This is a genomic window from Thalassoroseus sp. (assembly GCF_984380535.1).
Genome location: NZ_CFHRBF010000001.1, coordinates 379,826 through 401,272, shown reverse-complemented (window position 1 = coordinate 401,272; position 21,447 = coordinate 379,826). Strand labels below are relative to the sequence as shown.

The window sequence follows — 21,447 nt, the reverse complement described above, 5'->3', positions numbered from 1 at the left end:
GGGCGTTGAATGGAAAAGCTGATAGTCCTACTCTCCGGCTCTGTTGCCTCCGGCAAAAGTACGCTCGCCTCGCTATTGGAGCGAGAGTTCAACTGTCGAGTGGTCAAGACGTGGCAGCTCCTGAAAGCTGTTGATCCAAAAGTGACACCTGACCGGGGAGCACTTCAGGCTTTAGGTGAAAAACTTGACAAGAAGACCCGTGGCGAGTGGGTTGTCGAAGGACTCGACAAGGTCATTAGGTCTTCCCCAGAATACAGCATCTTTGTCGTCGACGCGGTACGCATCCAGTCGCAGATTGACGCTATTCGTCGTGGTTATGGACGAAACGTCAAACACATCCATTTGGAAGCTCCGACTGAAACACTTGCCACGCGATACGAGGAGCGAGACAGGAAGTCGATCAAGGAGTTTGAATCGCACGCCGAGGTATTGAAGGACAAAACCGAACAAGCGGTACCGAAGTTGGCAGAAACGGCTGACATAGTCATCGACACGCACCGCAACACTCCAGACGACGTGCTTGTCCGTTCTGCTTGCCATCTTGGGCTCTATGGTCGTGGATACGATCGTCTCGTAGACGTGCTCATTGGCGGCCAGTACGGGAGCGAAGGGAAGGGGCAGATTGCCGCGTATGTCGCTCCAGAATACGACGTCCTGATCCGTGTGGGTGGGCCAAATGCCGGGCATAGCGTCTATGAACACCCCACCCCTGACGTGTTTCATTCGTTACCGTCAGGCACCAATCGGGCCGCCAACTCGAAGATAGTTATCGGTGCTGGAGCAGTTGTGAATGTTGACACTCTCTGGCATGAAATCAACACCTGCGAGTTGTCACCAGAACGCCTAACCATAGATCCCCAGGTCTTGCTGATTAGTAAGAAGGACATCTCGCGCGAAACGGCGAATGTGAAGAACATGGGGTCAACCGGCCAAGGAGTTGGCGCGGCAACCGCTCGGCGCATTCTTGATCGAGGTGTGCGGTCCGTCCCAATGGCGCGGGACATCGACAAGTTGAAGCCCTATGTTCGGCCTGCTCACGAAGTGATCGAACATGCTTGTCGGAGTGGGAAAAGGGTGTTTCTTGAAGGCACCCAAGGAACTGGATTGAGTCTTTACCACGGCTCCTATCCGCATGTCACATCGCGAGACACGACTGTCGCCGGTTGTCTCGCCGAGGCAGGTATCTCACCCAGTCGAGTGCGGAAGGTCTTGATGGTTTGTCGGACGTATCCAATCCGCGTACAGAACCCGGCTGGTGACGGAAAACATTCTGGACCAATGTCACAGGAAATCTCCTTGGATGAGATCGCTCAACGCTCAGGCATTGCGCTCGCCGAACTGAAGAAAACGGAGACGACGACAACCACAAAACGGCAGAGGCGCATTTCCGAGTTCGATTGGAGGCTCCTCAAGAGAGCCGCCGAGCTAAATGCACCAACGGACATCGCTTTGACGTTTGTGGATTATCTCGGAGTCAAGAATCAGGATGCGAGGCGGTTTGAGCAACTAACAGATGTCACGCTTCGATTCATTCAGGAAGTTGAGCGTGTCGCGGGAGCTCCTGTGTCCTTGATCGCGACTCGCTTTCACCATCGGAGTATCATTGACCGTCGTGGATGGTAGGACGTACGAACATGGCATTTTCAGACACACATTTCACCCGGACGCGACCGTATCTCTATCATTTGACGGATCGCGAAAATCTGAATCACATTCGCGCAACACCGGTGTTGCTGAGTGCGGCGGTCCTCATGCAGCAGGCTGGTGACACTTCGTACCTTCGGGCTAAACGCGAGTCCTCGATACAAGTCACCGTTGGCCAGCGCGTGTTCAACATTCGGGACCAGCAACCGCTCTACGAGGGCAACATGACATTACAAGGCGGTTACCGGTTTGGTGACGTCATTGAGCTGCTCAATCAACGGGTTTTCTTCTGGCCCGGAACGCCAAGCGGTCCGATTTCCTACGGTGAACGACATTTCCTACGCTACGTAGACGATCAACCCGTCATCTTGCGTGTCGCAACTGCCGAGCTATTTCAAGCGAACAACGGTGTTTCGCCGCTCTATTGCCGGTACAACTCTGGTTCTCCTCGCTGCTCATACGGTCAAGGAAGCCCCCGTGGTCCCGATACATTTGTGACGGCGGCAGACGCAGACTTCACCGCGAGCAATACGGTGGAGGTGACATTCCTTGATCAAGTGACCTTGCCGGCCCGTGTGGAGGTAAGCGATTCGATCAATGGTCCATGGCGTACGATCTAGGGAGGCGACTTTGGATAGGCGAACCACTGCTTCAGCCCATTGGATCGGTCTCCTTATCATTGTCACCATCTGCCTCGGCGCGGGCGGCCTCGGAGCCGCCGCTACCACACCGGAGATCGACGGCTGGTACATGACGATCGAGAAGCCGTCGTGGAATCCGCCCGATTACATTTTCGGGCCGGTTTGGGCCACGCTCTACATCATGATGGCAGTCGCGGCCTGGTTGGTGTGGAAACCGGAAGGATTCAAGGGAGCGGCCACTACGCTCACCTTGTTCGCCGCTCAGCTCGGCTTGAACGTCGCTTGGTCCTGGATTTTCTTCGGCATGCACCAACCCGGTTGGGCGTTCGTGGAGATTGTGATCCTTTGGCTGGCGATCGTGGCGACGACCATCGCCTTCTTTCAGAAATCGAAAATCGCGGGTGGACTAATGGTGCCATACCTGGCGTGGGTTAGTTTCGCCAGCGTCCTGAACTTTGCGATTTGGCGGCTGAATGTGGTATGACCAAGGCGGTTTCGATGTGTAACTGGAGATTGGAACAGAGCCAATGGCGTTCGTAAAACACTTGTGTTGGCTACTCTTGATCCTCGCTTTGCTGTTAGGGACTCACTCATCGAAGGCTGATGAGTCGCGCACGGAATCATCTTCCGTCTCGATTACCACCACAGCTAACGCGCCGACGCGGCAGAAGACACATCTGGTCAAGGAAGACCATGCTGAAGTTGCGACATTCTTGCTTGAAGTTGAGATTGATCCGACAACCAGAAACGAGGGTGACATCCAGGCGATTGCTGGCATTGCCATCAATCTCGCGGAAGATGTGACGAACGCTTTGCCGAGTCGAGAGCGCCAAGGCATTTGTTTCGAGATTCGGGAGGGAGCAACGGCCGGGTTCTGGGACATTTGGATTGATGGAATCAATGAACCCCGCCGCCAGCCGTCGCCCCGGCCATCGGGATGGGTGGACAATCGCCAATACCAGAAACCCTGGGAGTTCACTCCGCACGCTGGGACTTACAGACTCCGCATCATTGGATCGCCCGCCGAAAAAGGAACGCATCTACGATTTTACTTCGAGCATCTTGATCGGCCGGTCTTCGAGTTCACCGTCCCGAGAAGGATTGTGCCAGCGCAGATTGCTTTCTACGCCGTGACGGGCGGCAGTGATTCGCGAACGAATACGGCGACTTTCAAGAATCTCCAGGTTCGAGAAGTTTCGCAGTTGGATTCCCTCGTCAACCCATCTGCGAGGGACATCGTTCTCGATGCAGTCAATCTGAATCATCCAGCGATGTCGAAAGTTGCCTCGGCACTCGCTAAGCAGGAGCGGGATCTGGCCGGAAAACTTCTGCTCGACCATTTGCGAACTCGCACCGCGCCGGTAGGTCCTGGCTTTCAAGTCGAATACCACGGCACCAACTATCGGGAAGTGGCCGATGCCGTCTTGGAAGATCGCTATGGGACGACTGGCCCGTTCTTGAACTTTGAGAAGACCTACATTGACGGCAAGAGCAATCGGCAGCCGTTCGTCGATGAGAAGGGCGTGATCCGCTGGGATCTTTGTCACGGACATTTGACGCGACATTTTCATTGGGTCTCGCTGGCAAAAGCGTATGCCGAGACGAATGATAAACGCTATGCCGCTCGGTTCTCGCGAGAAGTACGGGACTGGGTGGCCCGAGAGCCTTTTCTGCATCCGCGGAATCCCGACATCGGCGGCTTGAACTGGATGGATGGAACCACATTCGAGCTGGGGTATCTGAATACTAGCAACATCGGGCGCCGCTGCGAAATGACCTGGTGGCCCGCCTACGATGAGTTTCGCAAGTCGCCCGATTTCACAGAGGAAGCTCACTTCCAAATGCTGCTTGGGTTTCTCAGGCAGTCGCGTCTGATCATGAACCCCAGCAGCTTTGCGGGCCATGATGACGGCGGGGCTCACACGTGCGTGGCCTTGCTCCAGAACGCCCTAATGCTTCCCGAGTTTGCCGAGTCAATACGCTGGGAGCAGGAAGCGGTTCGCCGTTGGAACGACGTGTTGAAAGTCCAGTTCCATGAGGACGGCAGCCATGTCAGCTTGAGCACGGGCTACAACTGGGCCTCGATCATGGCCTTGGAGAACATGGTCGCACTTTACCGCCGAGTCGGTCGCGAGGTGCCCGAGCGATTTCTCAAGACGTTGGAACTCGCGTATCGACATCCGATCGCCTTGTCGCGTCCCGATCAGGGGCAGATCGACATGAACGACGGCGGCTGGGGCATGATCGACGATCACATGCAGCGAGCGCACAAGCTGTTTCCCGACCGGCAGGATTTCTTGTGGATGGCGACCAAGGGCAAGCAAGGAAATCCGCCGGACTATCGTTCAATCTACTTCCCCAACGGTGGCCACATCGTGATGCGGACGGGGTGGGGACCGCAGCATCGCTATCTGTTCATGGATGTCGGACCGGTTGGAGCCAGTCACGGCAAGGAAGACAAGCTCAACCTCTATCTGGATTACGGTGGACACCAACTTCTGGCCAGTGGCGGACGGGGTTCGTATGCGGGTGGCCCGTTCGCGGCATACACCGGCTCGACGCGAGCTTACAACACGTTACTGGTGGATGACGGCGTTCAAGCCCGCATCCCTTACCGCGTAGAGATCGACGGCCATTCGCCCGAGCCGCGCCGCTTTGTGACTGGTGACCACTTCGAGTACGCCGAGGGTTTTCATACTCACGGCTGGTTCACTCCCGAGAAACACATCGAGGGTAAGCACAGCCGGCAGATCGTGTTCGTCAAAGGAACAAACCCGCCGGAAACGTCCTATTGGGTGGTCTTCGACACTGTCGAGCCAAAGGACTCGAACGAGCACGCCTATGAGGCTCTGTTCCACATCCGCCGCAATCATGCGGCAATCACTGATGAAAAATCGAAGACGGTTCACGGTTGGGATGCAGGAGCTGCATTACGGATCTTGCCCCTTCCTGCCGACTCCCTGGATGTCGAGCTTGTTCACGGACAGACCGAACCGCACATCCAGGGCTGGCACGTGGTGGGGAAAGCCAAGGCCCCGATGTGGACGCCAATCTATCGCTGGCGAGCCACCGGCAAAACAACCCGAGCCTGGGTTTTGGTTCCGGCAGGTGCTGACCAGAAATGGTGTGTCGATCAAGTGAAGATTGAAATCAACTCTCCGAAACTCCTCGTAGTTCGCTGTGTGCATCCTGACGGCAGTAGCGCCGTCATCTACCGCCGCGATCCCAGCCAACCGCCGCAACGGATTCACGGCGTGGAACTCGATGGCGATGTCGGCGCGTTCTCGGTGACGATGGCAGGCAAGGTGCAAGAGCGATTCTCTGTGAAACCCAAACCTGGCTCCGTGTCGGCCCGTTGATGAGCAGGAGAAGTCGTTGATGAAGATTTGGAAGGCAAGTTTACTCGCCTTTGCCTTGCTTGCCTCGGCAGGCGTTGCAGCTGAACCGATGCACTCGGCAGCAACTCCCGATCGGACATGGCCGTTCGATTCCACTTCCTCAGAGCAACTCCAGCAGAAAGGCGGTTCAGCGGTTGAAGCGGCCGGAGTTCGCAAACAATGCCTGGTTCTCAAAGGCAAATCACTGCTTGAAGTAAAGGACTCCACATCAGTCCCCAACAGCAAAAAGCCGTTCACCCTCACCGTCTGGTTCAATCCGTACAACCTCGACCGTGGTCAGCAAATGATTGCAGCGAAGAATCGCTACTCCCTGAATGAACGCGAGTGGGGCGTGATGGTTGACCGCGATCAAAAGTTGCGGCTCTACATTCACCAAGGCGGTTGGAAGACTGCCCAGGCCGACACTGCGTTGAAACTGGGGCACTGGCATCAGGCGGGCGTTGTGGTTGAGGCTGACAAAGCCGAACTGTGGTTGAACGGCAAGCTCGCAGGCACCGTCGAACTCTCGCGACCGATCCCCAGCACCAAGGCCCCGCTGACGTTTGGCGGCGTCGATGACAACGGCCGGATTTGGCAAACCTTCATGGGCGCGTTGGATGAAGGCATGCTTTTCGATCGCGCCCTGAAGCCAAACGAAATGGCAGCGCTCTACGAGCCGGTCCAGGCGACTCACCGGCTTCCCGATTATGCCAAACCGTTCCCGCTCTGGGACGAAACCCAATCGTTACTCGTTGCCGATGCCATCCCCACCCTGAAAAACGTCAAGTTCCGTGTCATCAAGAAGTGGGACCGCGAGGCAGACGGTTACACGTTTTTGCATGGCGTGGGACTCGGCTGGCACAAAGGCAAGCTCTACGCTTCCATCGGGCACAACAAAGGTGCAGAGAATACCGTCACCGAGGAGGCTCAGTACCGGGTGAGCGAAGATAAGGGCCACACTTGGAGCGAGCTGCGAGTCATTGACGCGGGCGAGGAAGCCAATCTCGCGGTGAGTCATGGAGTCTTTCTCTCACACAAAGGCAAACTCTGGGCCTTCCACGGGGCCTATCACAACAAGATGGAGAACATCCATACGCGGGCTTACTCGCTAGATGAAAGCACCGGCAAATGGCACAGCCATGGCGTCGTGATCCGCAACGGTTTCTGGCCGATGAATCAGCCGTTCAAAATGCCTGACGGCAACTGGATCATGCCAGGTATCTCGGCAGGGCCGTATTCCAACACGCGCGTGTTTCCGGCGGCGGTCGCGATCAGCCATGGCGACGATTTCACCCAGTGGGATTACGTCGAGATCCCAACCGGTGAAGGCATCGACCGCATGTGGGGCGAGTCGGCGATCTGGGTCGATGGCAAACGGGTCTTCAACATTGCCCGTTACGGCGGCGGCGCTTTGGCCCTGGCGGCGATCAGCAAGGATTACGGCCGGACGTGGTCAGCTTCTCGCATCAGCAACTTGCCCATGGCCACGTCGAAACCCGCTGCGGGAATACTCAGCACGGGACAGCGATACCTGATCTGCACAACGGCCAAGAGCAACGGTGGCCGGCGCTCTCCGCTGACGATTGCCGTGACAGCTCCCGGTGAAAATGTCTTTCGCAAGGTGTTCGTGATTCGCCGTTCTCGGCATCCCGACCAACCAGGCGAATCGGCGGACAGCCTCAGTCTTTCGTATCCGTGCGCGATCGAGCATGATGGACACCTTTATGTCGGGTATTCCAACAACGGTGGCCGTCGCGGCAACCTCAACAGCGCCGAACTGGCCATCATCCCGATGGAGCAGTTCAAGTAGGATAGAGACAGAGACGAAAAAAGGAGGAATAGCTTGGTTGTGGCGGTTTGGTTCAGAAAAAAGGGAGCGTTTCTTTGATGCAGAAATGTATGGTCCAGATTTGCGTTGTCCTATGCTTGTTGCTGGTCGGTGTCAGCAAAGCGACGGCCGGAGTACGGTTGGCCGGTATTTTCGCGGATCACATGGTCCTTCAACGCGAGCAGCCGGTGAAAATCTGGGGCTGGGCAGACAAGGGTCAACAGGTTCGAGTTGAGTTCGCCGGCCAGGCTGTCGAAACCTCTGCGGCGGGTGATGGAGCTTGGGCCGTCACACTCAAATCGCTCGAAGCGACCCAAAGGGAAAAATCCCTGCGGGTTGAGAGCGGCGATCAGTCCATTGTCATCAATGATGTCCTAGTCGGCGAAGTCTGGCACGCGAGCGGACAATCGAACATGGCCATGACCGTGGGCGCGATGCTGAAAGAACTCGATGCGGTCAAAGCCGACATCGCCTCGGCAGACCTGCCAGCGATGCGTTTCTGTCGGATCAACGACGCCGAGAGCGCCAAGCCTCTAAATGATTTGCGAAGTCCGGTGACTTGGACGGTCTGCAATCCCGCAACCGTTTCGGGATTCTCAGGCGTCGCGTTTTACTTTGCTCGACGATTGCATCAAGAACTCGATGTACCGATTGGTGTGATTGACTCGGCCCGTGGTGGCACGCCGATTGAACCGTTCATTCCCCGAGCCGCTTTTGACTCTCACCCGACCTTACGTCGCGAACTGGAACTGGGTGACCGAGAGGACCTCGACGGAATCTGGAAACTGCCCGGTGGTGTTCGTGCCCGCAGCACAACTTGGTTGCCCGGCCGACTGTTTCATTCCCGGTTGGCACCGATCAGCAGTTTCACTACTCGCGGGGCGATCTGGTATCAGGGCGAATCGAACAGTGGCGTGCAGGAAGATCCCCGCGACTATCAGCACAAGATGCGTGCCCTGATCAATGGGTGGAGAGCCGCCTTCGGAAACAAGAACTTACCCGTGTATTTTGTTCAACTCCCAGGCAGCGGAGCCGGTGATGGCTGGCCGTATTTGCGAGAGCAACAGCGGCTCGCGGCCGATCTTCCGCACACGGGAATGGTCGTCACCATCGACCTGGATGGCAAAGGAATCCACCCGGCCAACAAGATCGACGTTGGACACAGGCTCGCCCGTTGGGCACTCGCCAAGGATTACGGCAAGGAGATCACCTTCAGCGGCCCTATGTTTGACCGGCAAGAGACCCAAGGTGATCGAATCATCCTACATTTCAAGCACGCCGAAGGTGGCCTTATGGTAGCGACCAAGAAGGGCCTCGCGGCACCGAAGGAAACGCCGGACGCAACACTCTCTCATTTCGAGGTGGCCGATGCGTCCGGCGATTGGCAACCGTCCACGGCGAAGATTGAAGGCCAGACGGTTGTCGTAAGCAGCAACGAGGTCAAATCGCCGATCGCAGTCCGTTACGCCTACGGCGTTTCCCCGCAGAACTGCAACCTCTACAACAAGGCGGGGCTGCCGGCTGCACCGTTTTGCTCGAAACCCGATTTGGTGAAGTATGATCCCAAAATACCCAAATAGCACTCAACTCGTTGGGGTTCATCCGATGGAACTCCCTATTAGTCACACTTGATGGTTTTCCAACGACAGTGGATGCGGGGGAACTTGAAAAATTGGCAAACTGGCTATCTTTCCGAACGATCAACTCAAGGTAACTTGGCGGTCGCCACTGATCTCGGGCTGGCGGCTCATCTCCCTGGATGTCTCAGACTCTCCAATTTCGTCTCCCAGAACTGAGCTCGGATCTGGGGCGCTATGGGCCGTGACAATTTCTCGTTTTTTCTCAGAATCCATCAAATTATGTGGAATAGAACCGGTTCGAGATGCATCTTAGTAATGTAGCGGCCAGCTCTCATTGCTTCGGCCCGAGTGGCTTTTGCCCTCCTGCTTCGGACCCACGTCGTCCGACCTCACCGATTTTTGTTGTGGTCCAGTGACGGCCCGCTTTCTCGCCAGGGACTGCTTCCCTGTTGGCCGAAAGGCCGCGGACTTCTAACCTCACCGTTGCCGTGTTTGTCTAGCAGTTGCACCAGTACCAGTCGACCGTACGGTTGCAGCCGATGGTTCAGGAAACATCGCAGTCGACGCCGCCATGTGATCAGGTATCCGAGGTGTCGCAGCCGGTTTTCTTCCAGGATGAAATCGCCAGTCGAGCACATCATGGCAACCCAATGGAGAAGTCCAAGCAAATGTTTGAGGAGTTACTTTACGATGAAGATTTCGAAATGCAGCGTGAAAGGTTACGACCCCCAGCTGGTATTTCCCATCGACTCGATCGACTTCCACGTCTTTCAATGGATTCTCCACAGCGGGCAGGTAGACCTTGACGACCTGGTTCAAAAGGCGAGGACCATCGCAGAAAAGGTCGTTTTGGATAACTCCGCCGACTACACGGTGGAAGAACGGATGCCTGAGGAGTTGAGCTGCCTCGTCGCCGAGCTCCTGGAAGAATGGCTCAATACTTGGATCGGAGAAATTGGTCATCCGAATTGGGTCGAAGCAGACACGTTGGAAATGTTTCGTGACCCGGACAACTCCCCAGAAGTGTTGCACGGCCTGCTTGATCTGTTCGGTCCCCTGATCGTGTCACAATGGCGTTCGGAAGTATGTAGCTTGTCGATTGCTGAAGCAATTCTTCGGACGAAAGGCTTGTCGACGAAGCCGGCTACCCGCGTCGAGTCCGTTTGACGCGCACTACCTACGCACTACTGGTCGCGGTACTGCCTGAATTGCTCAGGTTGACCAGCACAGTTCAGGCCGGGCAGCAGATGTCTGCTGCCCGGCCATCTTTCGACGCTCGAAACACCTTCGAGCATTGGGAATCTCCATGTCATTCAAATCGTAATGAAATGAACATTCTCGAATCACCAGGAGACGCGAAAATGAAAAATGATGTAATGAGCTCGCCACTGTTTTTTGTCGGAGACAGCGAACCGCGAGGCAGCTACGTTCTGCGTATTCATGTCAGCGAGGACATTCCGGCGATGCCGTTTGGCGGCTTCAAACGTGGAAAACGCATCGCTGTGCCGGCCGGGGAGTACGTCTATGTCGGTTCCGCCATGGGCCGGAAAGGCTCCGTATGCCTGAGCAAACGGCTCCTGCGTCACGCCTCGCGTAGCGGAGACAAAGACGCTCACGCGGTTCGTAAAATCATGCTGAGCCAATTCCCGAAGATGGGGCTCGCTAGCACTGATCTTCACGCCCCTGCGCAAAAGACCCTCAAATGGAACGTGGATCATTTGCTGGATGTCGACGTCGCAGATTTGGTCAGCGCTTACATCGTCCGTTCTCCCGTTGTGCTGGAACCGGCGATCGGCGACATGTTGGAAAACGATGCCCATACCATCGTCCTCGAGAAGGGCTTAGGAGCAAATGACCGGCCAGGCTCAACCTACCTGCTCCGTGTCGAAGCAGAGCAGGATTGGTGGAATGAATTGGGTTCCCGCCTTGAAACGCTTCGCGAATCGGTTTTGAGTAAGAAAGGTTTGACCTGCCAAAAACCGCTGCGTGAGTAGCGGTTGAACGTCCGCAAATCATCGGAATGGGCCTAAATGTTCCGGCAGCGGATGTCTAACAATTACAGTCGATTCAATGTGAACTCTGGCGGCCGGTGGACGTTGTTCCTCCGGCCGTCCCCTTTGTAACTAAGCCGCCCTCCGCTCGAACGACTTGACCAAGCCGCCCACGTGTTCCTTCACCTCGATCTGCTCCATGGTTAGCGTCTCAACTTCATCCGGCTCATCTCGCACCGGCGGCAGATGCTCCCGCTCCATGTGGCTGCGATGATGGTTGTAATAGTCGGTGAACTCGCTGACCAAATGATCCAAGTGCCGTTTACCGAAGATGATGAACTTGTTCAAGCACTCCAATTTGATTGTCTCGATGAAACGCTCGCACCTGCCGTTGAGATTAGGACTGGCTTTGGGCAGCGAGTTGGTTCGCAGGCCCCGAGATTTCAGCTTGGCCGTAAACTCCTTGGTGAACTTGGTGTCCTTGTCGTGCATCACGATGTCGGGTTTCTCCTCCCGGCTGGCAGTCTGATCGACGAACAGATCGGCCTGCTTTTCGACCCACGCGGAGTTGGGATGGAGCGTGGATTCCGAGACGATCACCTCGCGAGTCGTCATGCAGAGCCACACTAGCACATACATGTCCCGCAACCCCTTCACTGTAACTGTTTTGACCGAGAAGAAGTCAACGGCCCAAAGCGTCTTCGCATGTCGCTTTACGAAGTTATCCCAGTTGTCTGAGGTCCGATCCGGGCCGGGCTCAATCCCTTCCTCCTTCAAGATGTTCCGCACCGTCTGCCGGCTAATCTTTTTGATGCCGAGCTTTCGCAGCTCGCCGATGATGCGGGTGTAGCCAAACCCAGTCGTCTTGGCGATCTGGATCACCAGCTCGCGGATTTCCTTGGGCTTCCGCTGCCCGCCTTTGGGATTCTTCGGCTTGCCTTTCTCCAACTTTTCGTCTCGCACCCAGCGGTAGAACGTGGACGGTGAGACGATCGTCATCAACTCCTCAATCGCCCTGCCGATCACCTTGCCGAACTTCAACAGCCGGGCTCGCTCCTCAGGCTTGGTGTGAATCTGGCCAGGGATGCGCGCCCGCAGAATCTTGTTCTCCTCTTTGAGGTATTCGACATACTTTGCCAGCTCGTTGTTTGTCGCAGAGGCGATCATCGCCAGCAGTGGGTGGAAAATCTTGGCCGTCATGGTATTGTCGTATCTTGTAATGTGGGAACGGATTGCACATCCGTTGTACAGCGCTATGTCGCCGTTTCGATGCCGAAAAATGGGTCAAAAAACCGGCTTTCCGAGAGGTCGGATTTGCGACCGTTAGAGCCGGGAAAGTTTGCCAGACAAGTGGCTTCAAGTACCAACCATGAACCGACCATTTCTGATTCTCTGCTGCCTGTTTGTTTCCGCGCCAGCACTCGGTGAAGATGCTCCCACGGCAACCCCGAACCGGATCTCATTCCTCGTCTGTGGCGATCCTCAGTATCTGGCCGAGCACGCCGACGAGCCGATGAAGCTCGATCCACTGTCCGAGCAGGCCAATAGCGGATTCGTGAAACGCGTCCTCGCCTTGCCCGGATCGGTGTTGCCCGAGGCGATGGGCGGTGGAACCGTTGCGACCGATCTGCGCGGTTTGATCAATACCGGCGACCTGATCGACAGCCTCGATAAGAACGGCGGCCCTTACCCCGCCATGCAGCGCTTTGAGTGGCAACGATTTCTGGCTGACTACGGTCTCACCGGGAAAGATGGACGGATTCCCCTGCCCGTCTACGAGATCCACGGCAACCACGACGGCCCCCAGGGCGACACGTTCGTCGTCGATGCCATTATCGAACGGAACAAGAAGCGGCTGGGCGTGGTCAATGTGTCACCAAACGGTTTGCATTACTCCTGGGACTGGGGACCGCTGCATCTGGTCAACCTCGGCATGTTCGTCGGCGAGGGTGAACAGCGTCGAGACGATCATCATTACGCGCCCCGTGCGAGTCTGGAGTTCCTCAGGGCTGACCTCGCCAAGCACGTCGGCGACAGCGCCCGACCGGTGATTATCTCCCACCATCTGCACCTTGATGCCCCCGAGTACGATTGGCCCGCTGAGGATCTCGCAGCCTATTACGACGCGATCCGTGGCTACAACGTGGTTGCCATCTTCAATGGCCACACCCACGGCTCGCCCCCGAAACACCGTCGCTGGGACGGTAAACGGATTGGTCCTGATGTCGACGGCATCGACAACTACGACCCCGATGACGCCGGCGCTTCCAAGCTCCACAAGGGCGAGCCGGTTGGCCTTGCCCATGGCCTGCTGTATGTCGAGATCATTGACCGCCCCGGCACCGACAATGACCGCATGCTGGTCCGATCGTACGTGACCCGCGACAACTGGGAGACGGCGCGCTGGGACCGGCTCTGGGAGAAGCCGATCGAATCACCCGACCGCGAGCCGGTCGATGTGAGCACTGCACAGTGACAATCGGTTTCGCCTCAGGAGGGCCGAGGTGATTTCTTTCTTCTGGCGATACCAGTTCCTACACATGCGATTCGTCTTCCGATCGAATCGTGCTCAGTGAATGCGCAGTTCACACTCTCGAAGTCGCCGCTGTTCCCCCCACTAATCCCCCCACTAATCAATGAAAACCTACTTTGAGCTAAGCCAAGTCGAAGTCAGGTTGAAGTGAAAGGCCCTATAAAACAAGGGTTTTTGAAGCCAGGTAAAAGCGTGAGCTAAGCGTTGTTGCACTACGGAACCGAAGGCCCCCGACGAGTTCGCAAGAGATTTCCTCCAGGGGACCCTGGAGGAAATCTCTTGAAAGTCTAACATTGCAGTTGGATCAAACTTCGGGGCAAGGTCAACTTTCGTCGGCAGCCACTGAGCGTGTTTCTCCCAATCGGACTTTTGAATGGGAGTTGTAACGGGATTCGCTTTTACCATTTCGCAATTCTAATGTTTGACACGCCGAAAACAGCACTCGTACACATCCAACTCACAGCCGATTATTCCCGCGGTCAGCTGCGAGACCATGTGTCGTAGCACCTCGACAACCTCAATTCAAACTATCGATCAACGAACGGCTTCGGAGGGACATTGCGAATAGCAATTTTTGAGGCTGGCAAGAAATCTCGACCTTTTAAACGTTTAAACTCCAGACGTTGCTCATTTGTCAGCTCCTTTTCAATCTCCTGTTCCGTGAACGCGAGGTAACTCTTCTTTGCACTTTCTAAAGCTTCCGGCGAGCGATAGCGTTCTTTTGACAAACGATCTAGCCGCTCTAAAATCTTCTTTTTGACACTTCCCCTCAGGATGTGCTGCTGACTCTCGGTGAGCTGAAGCAAATTGGCAACTTCATCAAGATAAACTGCACGTAATCCTAGGACCTGATAATGAATTTCACGGAGACGACGAAATTGATCTTCGTTCAATTCATCTTGCAAGCGAGCAGTTTTCTGGCTGGGTTTTTCTATCCGAAGAAGACTGGACCGAATTTTCTTGCTTAACTGGGGCGAAAGCCCAACTTCTTTTTGAACTGACTCGTCCGATAGAAGGTCCGACCAAGAGATCGCATCGGATATCAACTCAATAGATCCTAGTTGACTAGTGAAGACTGCTGTTAACACGAACGTCGTTGCCATGGCAATAACTCCTAACTCTGCCTACACGAAAACTTAACTAGGCCTATTTGCTTTGATCGTGAATGGCGAGTTTTTCGGGAGAACCCCAATACGTACTATTTGAAACCATTTGCTTTAACTAAGCATCTAGCAGCAGAAGAAAGAACAAACTCACCGGGAAGAATATTTCAGTCGGCTTTAATTGGTTCATCCCATTGAATTGATTTGAACAGACTGCTGTCGTTCATTTGTTCGGAGACATGCGATGACCAGAATTCGGTGACGTCCTCCATGGATTGTCCATCGTCCAATTGCGGATCAAGTTGAAAAGCGGCGATGTGCGAATACTTCGTACCGTAGAGTGAAACTGGCCGCAACTGAGTCAGTCGAGATCCCACTTCGACATACTTCCATGGGGCATCTTGGTGAATCTTGATTAATATTTTTGAACCGGGCCGTTGGAAATCATCATTGTGGGGGCAGGTATAATAACCCAGGATCTCTCCAGTTTTGGTGTCTCGCTCGACACTTCGCTGAAAGACTTGAACTGATACGGATGGCTTGGCATGGTTGGCAAGAATTGCAGAAACGTCGAAGCTCTGAAACGCAACCTTATCCCGTTTCTCAGAGCCAGGAATGCTCCAAACACTGCCCAACTGTAATAACTGGCTAGCTCTTTCGAGATGCGCCATTTGCCCGGCTGCGGGTAGGGCTGCGGACAGTAGACCAATGTAAGCCAAGCCCGCACGTTCGATATCTAATCCTGGAATATCTCTAAGAAGCGGAATGGGAAGCCCTAGTGGAGAGGTCGTATACAATGGAGCAGATAACTCGACACGCTCGACGTTCCTTAGAACGTCATCGTCCACCAAGTGCGTGTGGAGGACGCCTGGGAAGACTCGCGTGGTTATGTCATACTCCTGTGTGAGGACGATGGGAAGGCAGGCATGTTTCCAACAGGCGGCTAGGGTGGCTTCCCGGTCATTCCGCCGTTCCATTTGATTCAGGAACGACTCACGAATGACAAGCACCTGGGGACGATGGCTCAGGACCCAATCGAGCATTTCCGCGAACTCGACTGACGTCTGTTCCGAACTTTCCTTGGGCAGGTCTGCCGTAATCACAGTTAGGTTGGGCCATGCCTGGCGAAGCCACCTCACCAAATGCGTATCTTCCGGGCAACTTTCATTCGCGGGAGTTCGGTGAAACAAGGAAAAATGCTCCGAGGCATCCAGCACGGACGCACTTGGTTTGGGACAGACGCCCAGATAAGCGATTCGCAGCTTAGGCAATGAAACGGAATGTGCACCGAATGCCTTCAGTCTTGCCGGCAAGTTCTCCAACGCAGGCGTTTTTGACTGCTCGTATTCCCACGCGCCCCAAGTCGGGCGTGGGATCAGGGCCAACAGCAACAGCCCCCAAAATCTGCAAGTTTGCATGGCACCCTCTTGAGAAACTTCTTCGTGCAATCACTCAGGCTCTAAACGGAAATTATAAACTCCAATCCGACAAAGTAAACATGTGTTTGGATGTCCCCAATCTGTTTCGAGTGTTGCAGAGGATGTGACGTCATACCACGATCAAAAGTTTCATGAAATGGCGAAGAATCGAAACTCTCTTTCCTAGTCGCTGGCAAGAAGATGGGCCAATTGATTTCTCAACATGTTTTGGAACTCCATCATTTATTGAACTAGACAGTTTTTCAGGTCTTCGGCCGGAGCGAATTCATCGTCTTCCCACACCGCCATCAACACTTCCAGATCTGTAACCGAGCGATATTCCCCACTCTCGGGATGCCACAGACGGGCTTTGCGGGTTGCGTCGACGACCCCGTCACCATTCAAGTCCGCGCGAAGAATCTTTGACGTTTGTTCATGGAATTCCCGTAATCTGAAAGCCGATTGCAAAGCCAGGAAATCCCGCCGAAGAATCTTTGCCGTTCGTTCATGGGATTCCCGTAATCTGAAAGCCGATTGCAAAGCCAGGAAATCCTGCCGATCAATCATTCCGTCCGCGTCAAAATCGGCCAAATCCTTCCAAGAGTTTGGCCGACACTTGATTAGAGCGTCGTAGGCATCGATTGGAGGGGCTAGCGAATCGTCACCCCGCTCGGTCGGATGAGACTTGAGAATGCTCGTTACTTCCTCAGGTTTCAACTTCCGATTGTATGCCAGCATCTGTACCGCTAATGCAGCGACCTGACCAGCAGCAGCCGACGTTCCCGATTCGATCTTGTAGCCGGAACGAGGCTCGAAGGTCCGATCGTCATACAGCGACAATCCCATGATATCCACTCCTGGGGCAGAAACCGTCCCCCCAACGTTAGAAAAGTGGGCCGGCTGCCGGTTTAAGTCGGTGGCTTCAACGACGAGGATGTTTTCTAAAGGAGGGTGTCCCTTGACCCCTTTGAGTCCAAGATAGTTGATCGGACTTGACCAACAGGCGTCGAGCTTTCGCTTGGGAGACGAACTATTTCCCGCTGGAGACACAATCAAGATTCCCCTGTCGTTCGCTTCCTTTAGCACGCCTTCCAGAAGGATGGCTTGATTAATGATCGCGTCTTGATCTGCCTTATCGGGTGCCCCACTTAAGTTGAGTTGACCCCAATTCAAGCCAACGTTCGTCACAACCACTCTAACGTCGGAAATCTTGAAAATCACATGTGTAAGAGAATCGACGAACTGCGAAAAAAAAACAAAATCGCGACGATTTGCATCGTTGGAAGTAATTGCGAGTTTTACTGGAAACAATCTCGCAAAAGGCGTGCACCCCTCGATACCTCTTTCGTCAGTTTTGGCTCCGATGACTCCCGCAAGAAAGGTCCCTGACTGAGCGAGAATCAGTTGTTCGTCCGGCTCGAATCGCGCGCTCACGTCTTTCGAGGCATATTCGATTTCCGGATGAGTTCCGAAGCCTGGCGCAATCACGGCGACGGCAACCCTCGGATCAGCCCCGTCGGCGTACCGTTTGATTGCATCGTTAAAATGCCAAGCTTGAGGAAACCGCGACACGGCCTGAAATCGGCTCCCATCGATAATATGGGAATTACCGGCACGTGATGAATCAACGATTGTCCAACGATCACTACCTCCCCATTCGAACAAAGCTCCCTTGGTCTGCACTAAGGGGCTTCCGGTCGGGCTGCGACTCTTCTCAATGCTTTCTTGCGCAACAGCCAAGTTGGAAAATCCCATCAAAAGGGCAATCGAAAAGCGAATCAAGTTGGGTTGGCGAATACATGTTGGCATAGTAAAGATCTCGCAGGGCAGCAACAAAAATCAAAATGCATGAACTTTCATGTTCCAGTCGGCCAAGGCCGGACTTCTGCAATCGGGCGTGTCATTCGTCCTGGTTTGCCAGCTGTCGAGCAAGTTCCAAGACGCCTAGGTCGGAAAGCTCTCGATAATCCTGAAGCTGCGGAACCCACATTCGTTGTTTTTTTGTATTGTCCAAGGTAAGTTCTCCATCACCGTTCAAGTCCTCACGGGGCCAGTAATTGTCAGCAGAATTCATAGCCAATTCGGCTGCTTTTTCGCGTAACAACTGTTCGTCCTCGTCGTCGATTTGACCATCCCGTTTCAAATCGGCGAGATGGATCAATGAATCGGGGTGCGACATCAGCATCGCCTGATAAGCATCAATAAAAGGAGGACTCCCAGGCAGATCTTTTCGCCCGCTGGCGAGTAGAATCTTTCGAACCTCTTGATACTCTAATTCTGGATTGTATGCATACATCAACGCGATGACTCCTGTTACACAGGGAACCGCCTGAGACGTTCCGCTCATTAAATGTACGCTCGGCACAGCGTTGTACGTTTTCGGGTCGTGAGCACTCAAACTGTACATGTGCCGCCCCGGCGCCGCGATCGTACCTTGATTGTTCGAGAAATCGCACCGCGTATGGTCTTGGTTGGCGGCCTCGACGACGATCACGTTGTCGAGTACGGGATTTGTCGTAAGCGCCGTATAATTGATGATGTTGCCAAATTGACATTCCAAAGTGTTTTGAGCTGAAGAATCATTCCCGCCCGCAGAAATGATGAGAATCCCTCGATCGCGGGCTGTTTTCAATGTGCCTTCGAGGAGATCACGTTGTCGATTTAGTGTTTCTATATCAGCCGCTTGCGGTTTCTGCTCGAGCGGGCGGATGCCCCTCCAGTTGAATCCCAAACTCGCATTGATGACCTTCGGTGGAGGATCCGATTCAATGCATGCTGCCAGGGCGCCCAATGTGAACGAAAAATATTGTTGTGGAGTATTTGCAGTCCCAATACCACCAGGATTAGTAATGTTACACAACTGGATTTTGCAAAACTTGCAGATTCCGTCGATCCCTTGGCCGTTTCCTTGAGTCGCGGCGATGATTCCGGCCACGTGAATACCATGGGTATTGTTAATGAAAAGCTCTGGAATTGCAGCGATCGGATTTTGGGGATGAATCTGAAAGTCCAAATCAGGATGCGTAGAATAGCCAATGTCGATGACCGCTAGAGAAACGGGGTCTCGGTCTTGGTCTTCAATATGGTCATTGAAATTCCAAGCTGCGGGGCATCGTATCATTGTCAATCCATAGTTACCCGCATGGATCGGTGGCGTGAGTTTCGTGTGCTGGAAAATCGACGGTGACGGGCGGTTCGGGATGTTTACAGCCCTAGACTGCTCCGCCGTCGATGGGACTTCCGCTCCGACTGATAATCCAAACGCACTGTCGGGAGCGGCATGCTCTACCATCGGTTCCTCTTCTAATTTATCGAGGAACTTAAAGTACACACGAAGATAATCGTTCTGCTGATTGGCGGGAAGTTGCGAATGAATCTCTAGGAATTTGGGATTGTCGGAATTAAACCATAACGGAATGACCCCAGCTTCGGGAATCCACGGGAGCTCTTCGTGAGGTCTCAGTCCATATTCTGTCAACAAGGCGTCGAATTGCTCAAGATCGACATCCGGTACGAATTTGACGAGAATCGTGTTCCGAGTAATCGGCAGGCCAAGATCAATTCCGAACGAAGCGCCACCTCCAACACCCAAGTTTGACGGCGGATATGCAGGTTGCAGCGCCGCGATTCTCAAATAGCCTTCTTTCTGGGCTGCTTGTTGACGGGTCACGAATCGATATTTGTCACTCTCTTTGAGGGCTTCGATCAGCGGATCTGCGGCTTGAGTCAAACTACAAAGTCCAAGAACCAAGCCGGCCCCAAAACCGATCGTACGTAATTCCGACATTTCTTACCCCATGAATAGCGGCTATCTGCTTATTCAAGCGCAGCCATACATCCAGCGAACATCAGGTCATACCTCAATGAACGCGACACGCGGGTTGAACAACGTGTTTTTCCAACCCGCGTGTCACATCTGTGATCACGGCAGCATTTGAATCTTATTAAACGGCAATTGGTTGGACGAAGCTGCCGGATTCGGTCCGGTCAAGAACAATTCAGATCGATAAACCATAATCATCTGTTTAATACGTGTGACTTGATCTGGCGTAAAACGATCCATCCAGTTGTCATCTACGTAATTCATGAAGTTTTTTGCGATGTTGTCGAGTTGTGCCTTCTCACTGTCATCAAAAGGTGCTGTCAGTCGTTGATCCTGGCAAACCGCATTGTTGGTCTGCACGTGGTTAGGGGTACCAAACTGAATCGCATGCGAAAGGGTGTCGGCAATGCGGTCGTTTTCCATCGTGCACGCGTCTTGGAAGGTGTGATACAGACCACACCAATGGCCGACCTCATGCGTCCCCGTGTCTCCTTCATTAAAGCGGGACGCAGCACCGTCGGGAAGTGTATCGAAAGCCAAGACCACACCATCGAGTTCTGGCTTCGACCCCAGATCCCAGGGAAATGTCGCCCAACCCAATAGGCCTCCGGGAGGCGCACACGTGTAGAAATTTAGAAACTTCTTTGGATCTTTGTGTAGAGCTTCTTTCGCTGCCCGTTCAGCGGGAGTGCCATGTCCCATTTGGAACCAAGTGGCGTTGTCTTTGACAATAGTGCTGTTCTCATCATAGTCGAATTTGACGTTTGTGGTTTGGTAGGCATCATTGAGCACTTGAATTTGCTTCTTCCGCTGATCTGCCGTGACTTTTCCATTGTTGCCATCCACGATGTGAATGAATTGAACAACAATGGTCAATGGGACTTGCCGTTCGTCCAGCATTGCGTTCGCTGCACGGAAACGGCCCGCGAGAATCTCATTTACTTCGATTCGGAAGGCACTGGGTATCTCAGTTGCACATCGGCGGGCTCGTGGAGTGAGCTGAATATTGGCGTCCTGGGCATGTAAATGGCCTGTAGGAATCAGCTGAGTCAGGCCAAGCCCAAAACACAAAGCAAACAGTCGCAAAATCATCCTCGTACTCCTCGTTCTTCGAACTGAAAACTAGTGAAAGACAAATTGGGAAGCAATTTGCCACGTAAGGCTAATTGAGAGTCGGCGTTTATCTGAATCTTCTCAGCCACCTAGGCTAGGTTAATTTGCAGGGTACTCATCGAACCGTCCTGCATTGGCAACCGCCTTGATTCGATTCGACTCAATTGCGGAAATTGCGGTTCACAATTCGTCAGTAGACTGCTGAGCGAACGAGACTTGAACTACGAGCATTGAAAGCAACAGCGCTTGTGTAATAGTCCGAATCCACATACCTAGTTCCTTTAAGATTGGGGAGTGACCGTTGTGCAACGATTGGACAATCGACACTGTCGACTAGAGCACATTGTACATGGGTGTAGCGGGTAAACGGCTAGAAAACCCCAGTCAACTAACCGT

The 21,447-nt window shown here is 53.9% G+C and carries 15 protein-coding genes; 9 read left to right on the top strand and 6 right to left on the bottom strand.

Going from position 1 to position 21,447, the window contains the following annotated elements; translation table 11 throughout:
* Nucleotides 1-9: 9 nt before the first annotated feature.
* The 8 genes from AC5DDB_RS01480 (at nucleotide 10) to AC5DDB_RS01445 (ending at nucleotide 11,064) form a co-directional block, all read left to right on the top strand.
* Nucleotides 10-1,623 (top strand): adenylosuccinate synthetase, encoded by a 1,614-nt coding sequence (locus AC5DDB_RS01480; RefSeq protein ID WP_491737892.1) that lies wholly within the window; start codon nucleotides 10-12, stop codon nucleotides 1,621-1,623.
* Nucleotides 1,624-1,634: 11 nt separating this feature from the next.
* Nucleotides 1,635-2,264 carry a DUF7002 family protein gene (locus tag AC5DDB_RS01475; protein ID WP_491737891.1) on the top strand — a complete coding sequence of 210 codons (630 nt, stop codon included), beginning with the start codon at nucleotides 1,635-1,637 and terminating at the stop codon, nucleotides 2,262-2,264.
* 10 nt (nucleotides 2,265-2,274) lie between these two features.
* Nucleotides 2,275-2,769, top strand: coding sequence for a TspO/MBR family protein (locus AC5DDB_RS01470; RefSeq protein WP_491737890.1), 495 nt, complete (start codon nucleotides 2,275-2,277; stop codon nucleotides 2,767-2,769).
* Between the two features lie 43 nt (nucleotides 2,770-2,812).
* Complete coding sequence (locus AC5DDB_RS01465; protein WP_491737889.1) at nucleotides 2,813-5,644, top strand: alginate lyase family protein; 2,832 nt, start codon at nucleotides 2,813-2,815, stop codon at nucleotides 5,642-5,644.
* A gap of 19 nt (nucleotides 5,645-5,663) precedes the next feature.
* Nucleotides 5,664-7,472: an exo-alpha-sialidase gene (locus tag AC5DDB_RS01460; protein WP_491737888.1), complete on the top strand. Its 1,809-nt coding sequence runs from the start codon at nucleotides 5,664-5,666 to the stop codon at nucleotides 7,470-7,472.
* Nucleotides 7,473-7,549: 77 nt separating this feature from the next.
* Nucleotides 7,550-9,070, top strand: a complete 1,521-nt coding sequence (locus tag AC5DDB_RS01455) for a sialate O-acetylesterase (RefSeq protein ID WP_491737887.1) — start codon at nucleotides 7,550-7,552, stop codon at nucleotides 9,068-9,070.
* 690 nt (nucleotides 9,071-9,760) lie between these two features.
* Nucleotides 9,761-10,237: a hypothetical protein gene (locus tag AC5DDB_RS01450; protein ID WP_491737886.1), complete on the top strand. Its 477-nt coding sequence runs from the start codon at nucleotides 9,761-9,763 to the stop codon at nucleotides 10,235-10,237.
* Between the two features lie 209 nt (nucleotides 10,238-10,446).
* Nucleotides 10,447-11,064, top strand: coding sequence for a DUF123 domain-containing protein (locus AC5DDB_RS01445; protein WP_491737885.1), 618 nt, complete (start codon nucleotides 10,447-10,449; stop codon nucleotides 11,062-11,064).
* Nucleotides 11,065-11,193: 129 nt separating this feature from the next.
* Here AC5DDB_RS01445 and AC5DDB_RS01440 read toward each other — a convergent pair whose 3' ends face one another.
* Nucleotides 11,194-12,261: an integrase core domain-containing protein gene (locus AC5DDB_RS01440; protein WP_491737884.1), complete on the bottom strand. Its 1,068-nt coding sequence runs from the start codon at nucleotides 12,259-12,261 to the stop codon at nucleotides 11,194-11,196.
* 169 nt (nucleotides 12,262-12,430) lie between these two features.
* Between AC5DDB_RS01440 and AC5DDB_RS01435 the strand changes: the two genes are divergently transcribed.
* Nucleotides 12,431-13,537, top strand: coding sequence for a hypothetical protein (locus AC5DDB_RS01435; RefSeq protein WP_491737883.1), 1,107 nt, complete (start codon nucleotides 12,431-12,433; stop codon nucleotides 13,535-13,537).
* A 584-nt stretch (nucleotides 13,538-14,121) separates the two neighbouring features.
* Here the strand turns inward: AC5DDB_RS01435 and AC5DDB_RS01430 are convergent.
* From AC5DDB_RS01430 to AC5DDB_RS01410, 5 genes are all read right to left on the bottom strand, one after another.
* Nucleotides 14,122-14,697: a hypothetical protein gene (locus AC5DDB_RS01430; protein ID WP_491737882.1), complete on the bottom strand. Its 576-nt coding sequence runs from the start codon at nucleotides 14,695-14,697 to the stop codon at nucleotides 14,122-14,124.
* 167 nt (nucleotides 14,698-14,864) lie between these two features.
* Nucleotides 14,865-16,115 (bottom strand): hypothetical protein, encoded by a 1,251-nt coding sequence (locus tag AC5DDB_RS01425; protein WP_491737881.1) that lies wholly within the window; start codon nucleotides 16,113-16,115, stop codon nucleotides 14,865-14,867.
* Nucleotides 16,116-16,358: 243 nt separating this feature from the next.
* Nucleotides 16,359-17,924 carry a S8 family serine peptidase gene (locus tag AC5DDB_RS01420; protein ID WP_491737880.1) on the bottom strand — a complete coding sequence of 522 codons (1,566 nt, stop codon included), beginning with the start codon at nucleotides 17,922-17,924 and terminating at the stop codon, nucleotides 16,359-16,361.
* Nucleotides 17,925-18,015: 91 nt separating this feature from the next.
* Nucleotides 18,016-19,902, bottom strand: coding sequence for a S8 family serine peptidase (locus tag AC5DDB_RS01415; RefSeq protein ID WP_491737879.1), 1,887 nt, complete (start codon nucleotides 19,900-19,902; stop codon nucleotides 18,016-18,018).
* Nucleotides 19,903-20,037: 135 nt separating this feature from the next.
* Complete coding sequence (locus AC5DDB_RS01410) at nucleotides 20,038-21,030, bottom strand: zinc metalloprotease (protein ID WP_491737878.1); 993 nt, start codon at nucleotides 21,028-21,030, stop codon at nucleotides 20,038-20,040.
* Nucleotides 21,031-21,447 lie beyond the last annotated feature (417 nt).

Coding starts and splice junctions, on each gene's coding strand:
- AC5DDB_RS01435 (WP_491737883.1), top strand. CDS start 12,431: ATGAACCGACCATTTCTGATTCTCTGCTGCCTGTTTGTTTCCGCGCCA.
- AC5DDB_RS01480 (WP_491737892.1), top strand. CDS start 10: ATGGAAAAGCTGATAGTCCTACTCTCCGGCTCTGTTGCCTCCGGCAAA.
- AC5DDB_RS01425 (WP_491737881.1), bottom strand. CDS start 16,115: ATGCAAACTTGCAGATTTTGGGGGCTGTTGCTGTTGGCCCTGATCCCA.
- AC5DDB_RS01450 (WP_491737886.1), top strand. CDS start 9,761: ATGAAGATTTCGAAATGCAGCGTGAAAGGTTACGACCCCCAGCTGGTA.
- AC5DDB_RS01475 (WP_491737891.1), top strand. CDS start 1,635: ATGGCATTTTCAGACACACATTTCACCCGGACGCGACCGTATCTCTAT.
- AC5DDB_RS01465 (WP_491737889.1), top strand. CDS start 2,813: ATGGCGTTCGTAAAACACTTGTGTTGGCTACTCTTGATCCTCGCTTTG.
- AC5DDB_RS01445 (WP_491737885.1), top strand. CDS start 10,447: ATGAGCTCGCCACTGTTTTTTGTCGGAGACAGCGAACCGCGAGGCAGC.
- AC5DDB_RS01415 (WP_491737879.1), bottom strand. CDS start 19,902: ATGTCGGAATTACGTACGATCGGTTTTGGGGCCGGCTTGGTTCTTGGA.
- AC5DDB_RS01440 (WP_491737884.1), bottom strand. CDS start 12,261: ATGACGGCCAAGATTTTCCACCCACTGCTGGCGATGATCGCCTCTGCG.
- AC5DDB_RS01410 (WP_491737878.1), bottom strand. CDS start 21,030: ATGATTTTGCGACTGTTTGCTTTGTGTTTTGGGCTTGGCCTGACTCAG.
- AC5DDB_RS01455 (WP_491737887.1), top strand. CDS start 7,550: ATGCAGAAATGTATGGTCCAGATTTGCGTTGTCCTATGCTTGTTGCTG.
- AC5DDB_RS01430 (WP_491737882.1), bottom strand. CDS start 14,697: ATGGCAACGACGTTCGTGTTAACAGCAGTCTTCACTAGTCAACTAGGA.
- AC5DDB_RS01460 (WP_491737888.1), top strand. CDS start 5,664: ATGAAGATTTGGAAGGCAAGTTTACTCGCCTTTGCCTTGCTTGCCTCG.
- AC5DDB_RS01420 (WP_491737880.1), bottom strand. CDS start 17,924: ATGCCAACATGTATTCGCCAACCCAACTTGATTCGCTTTTCGATTGCC.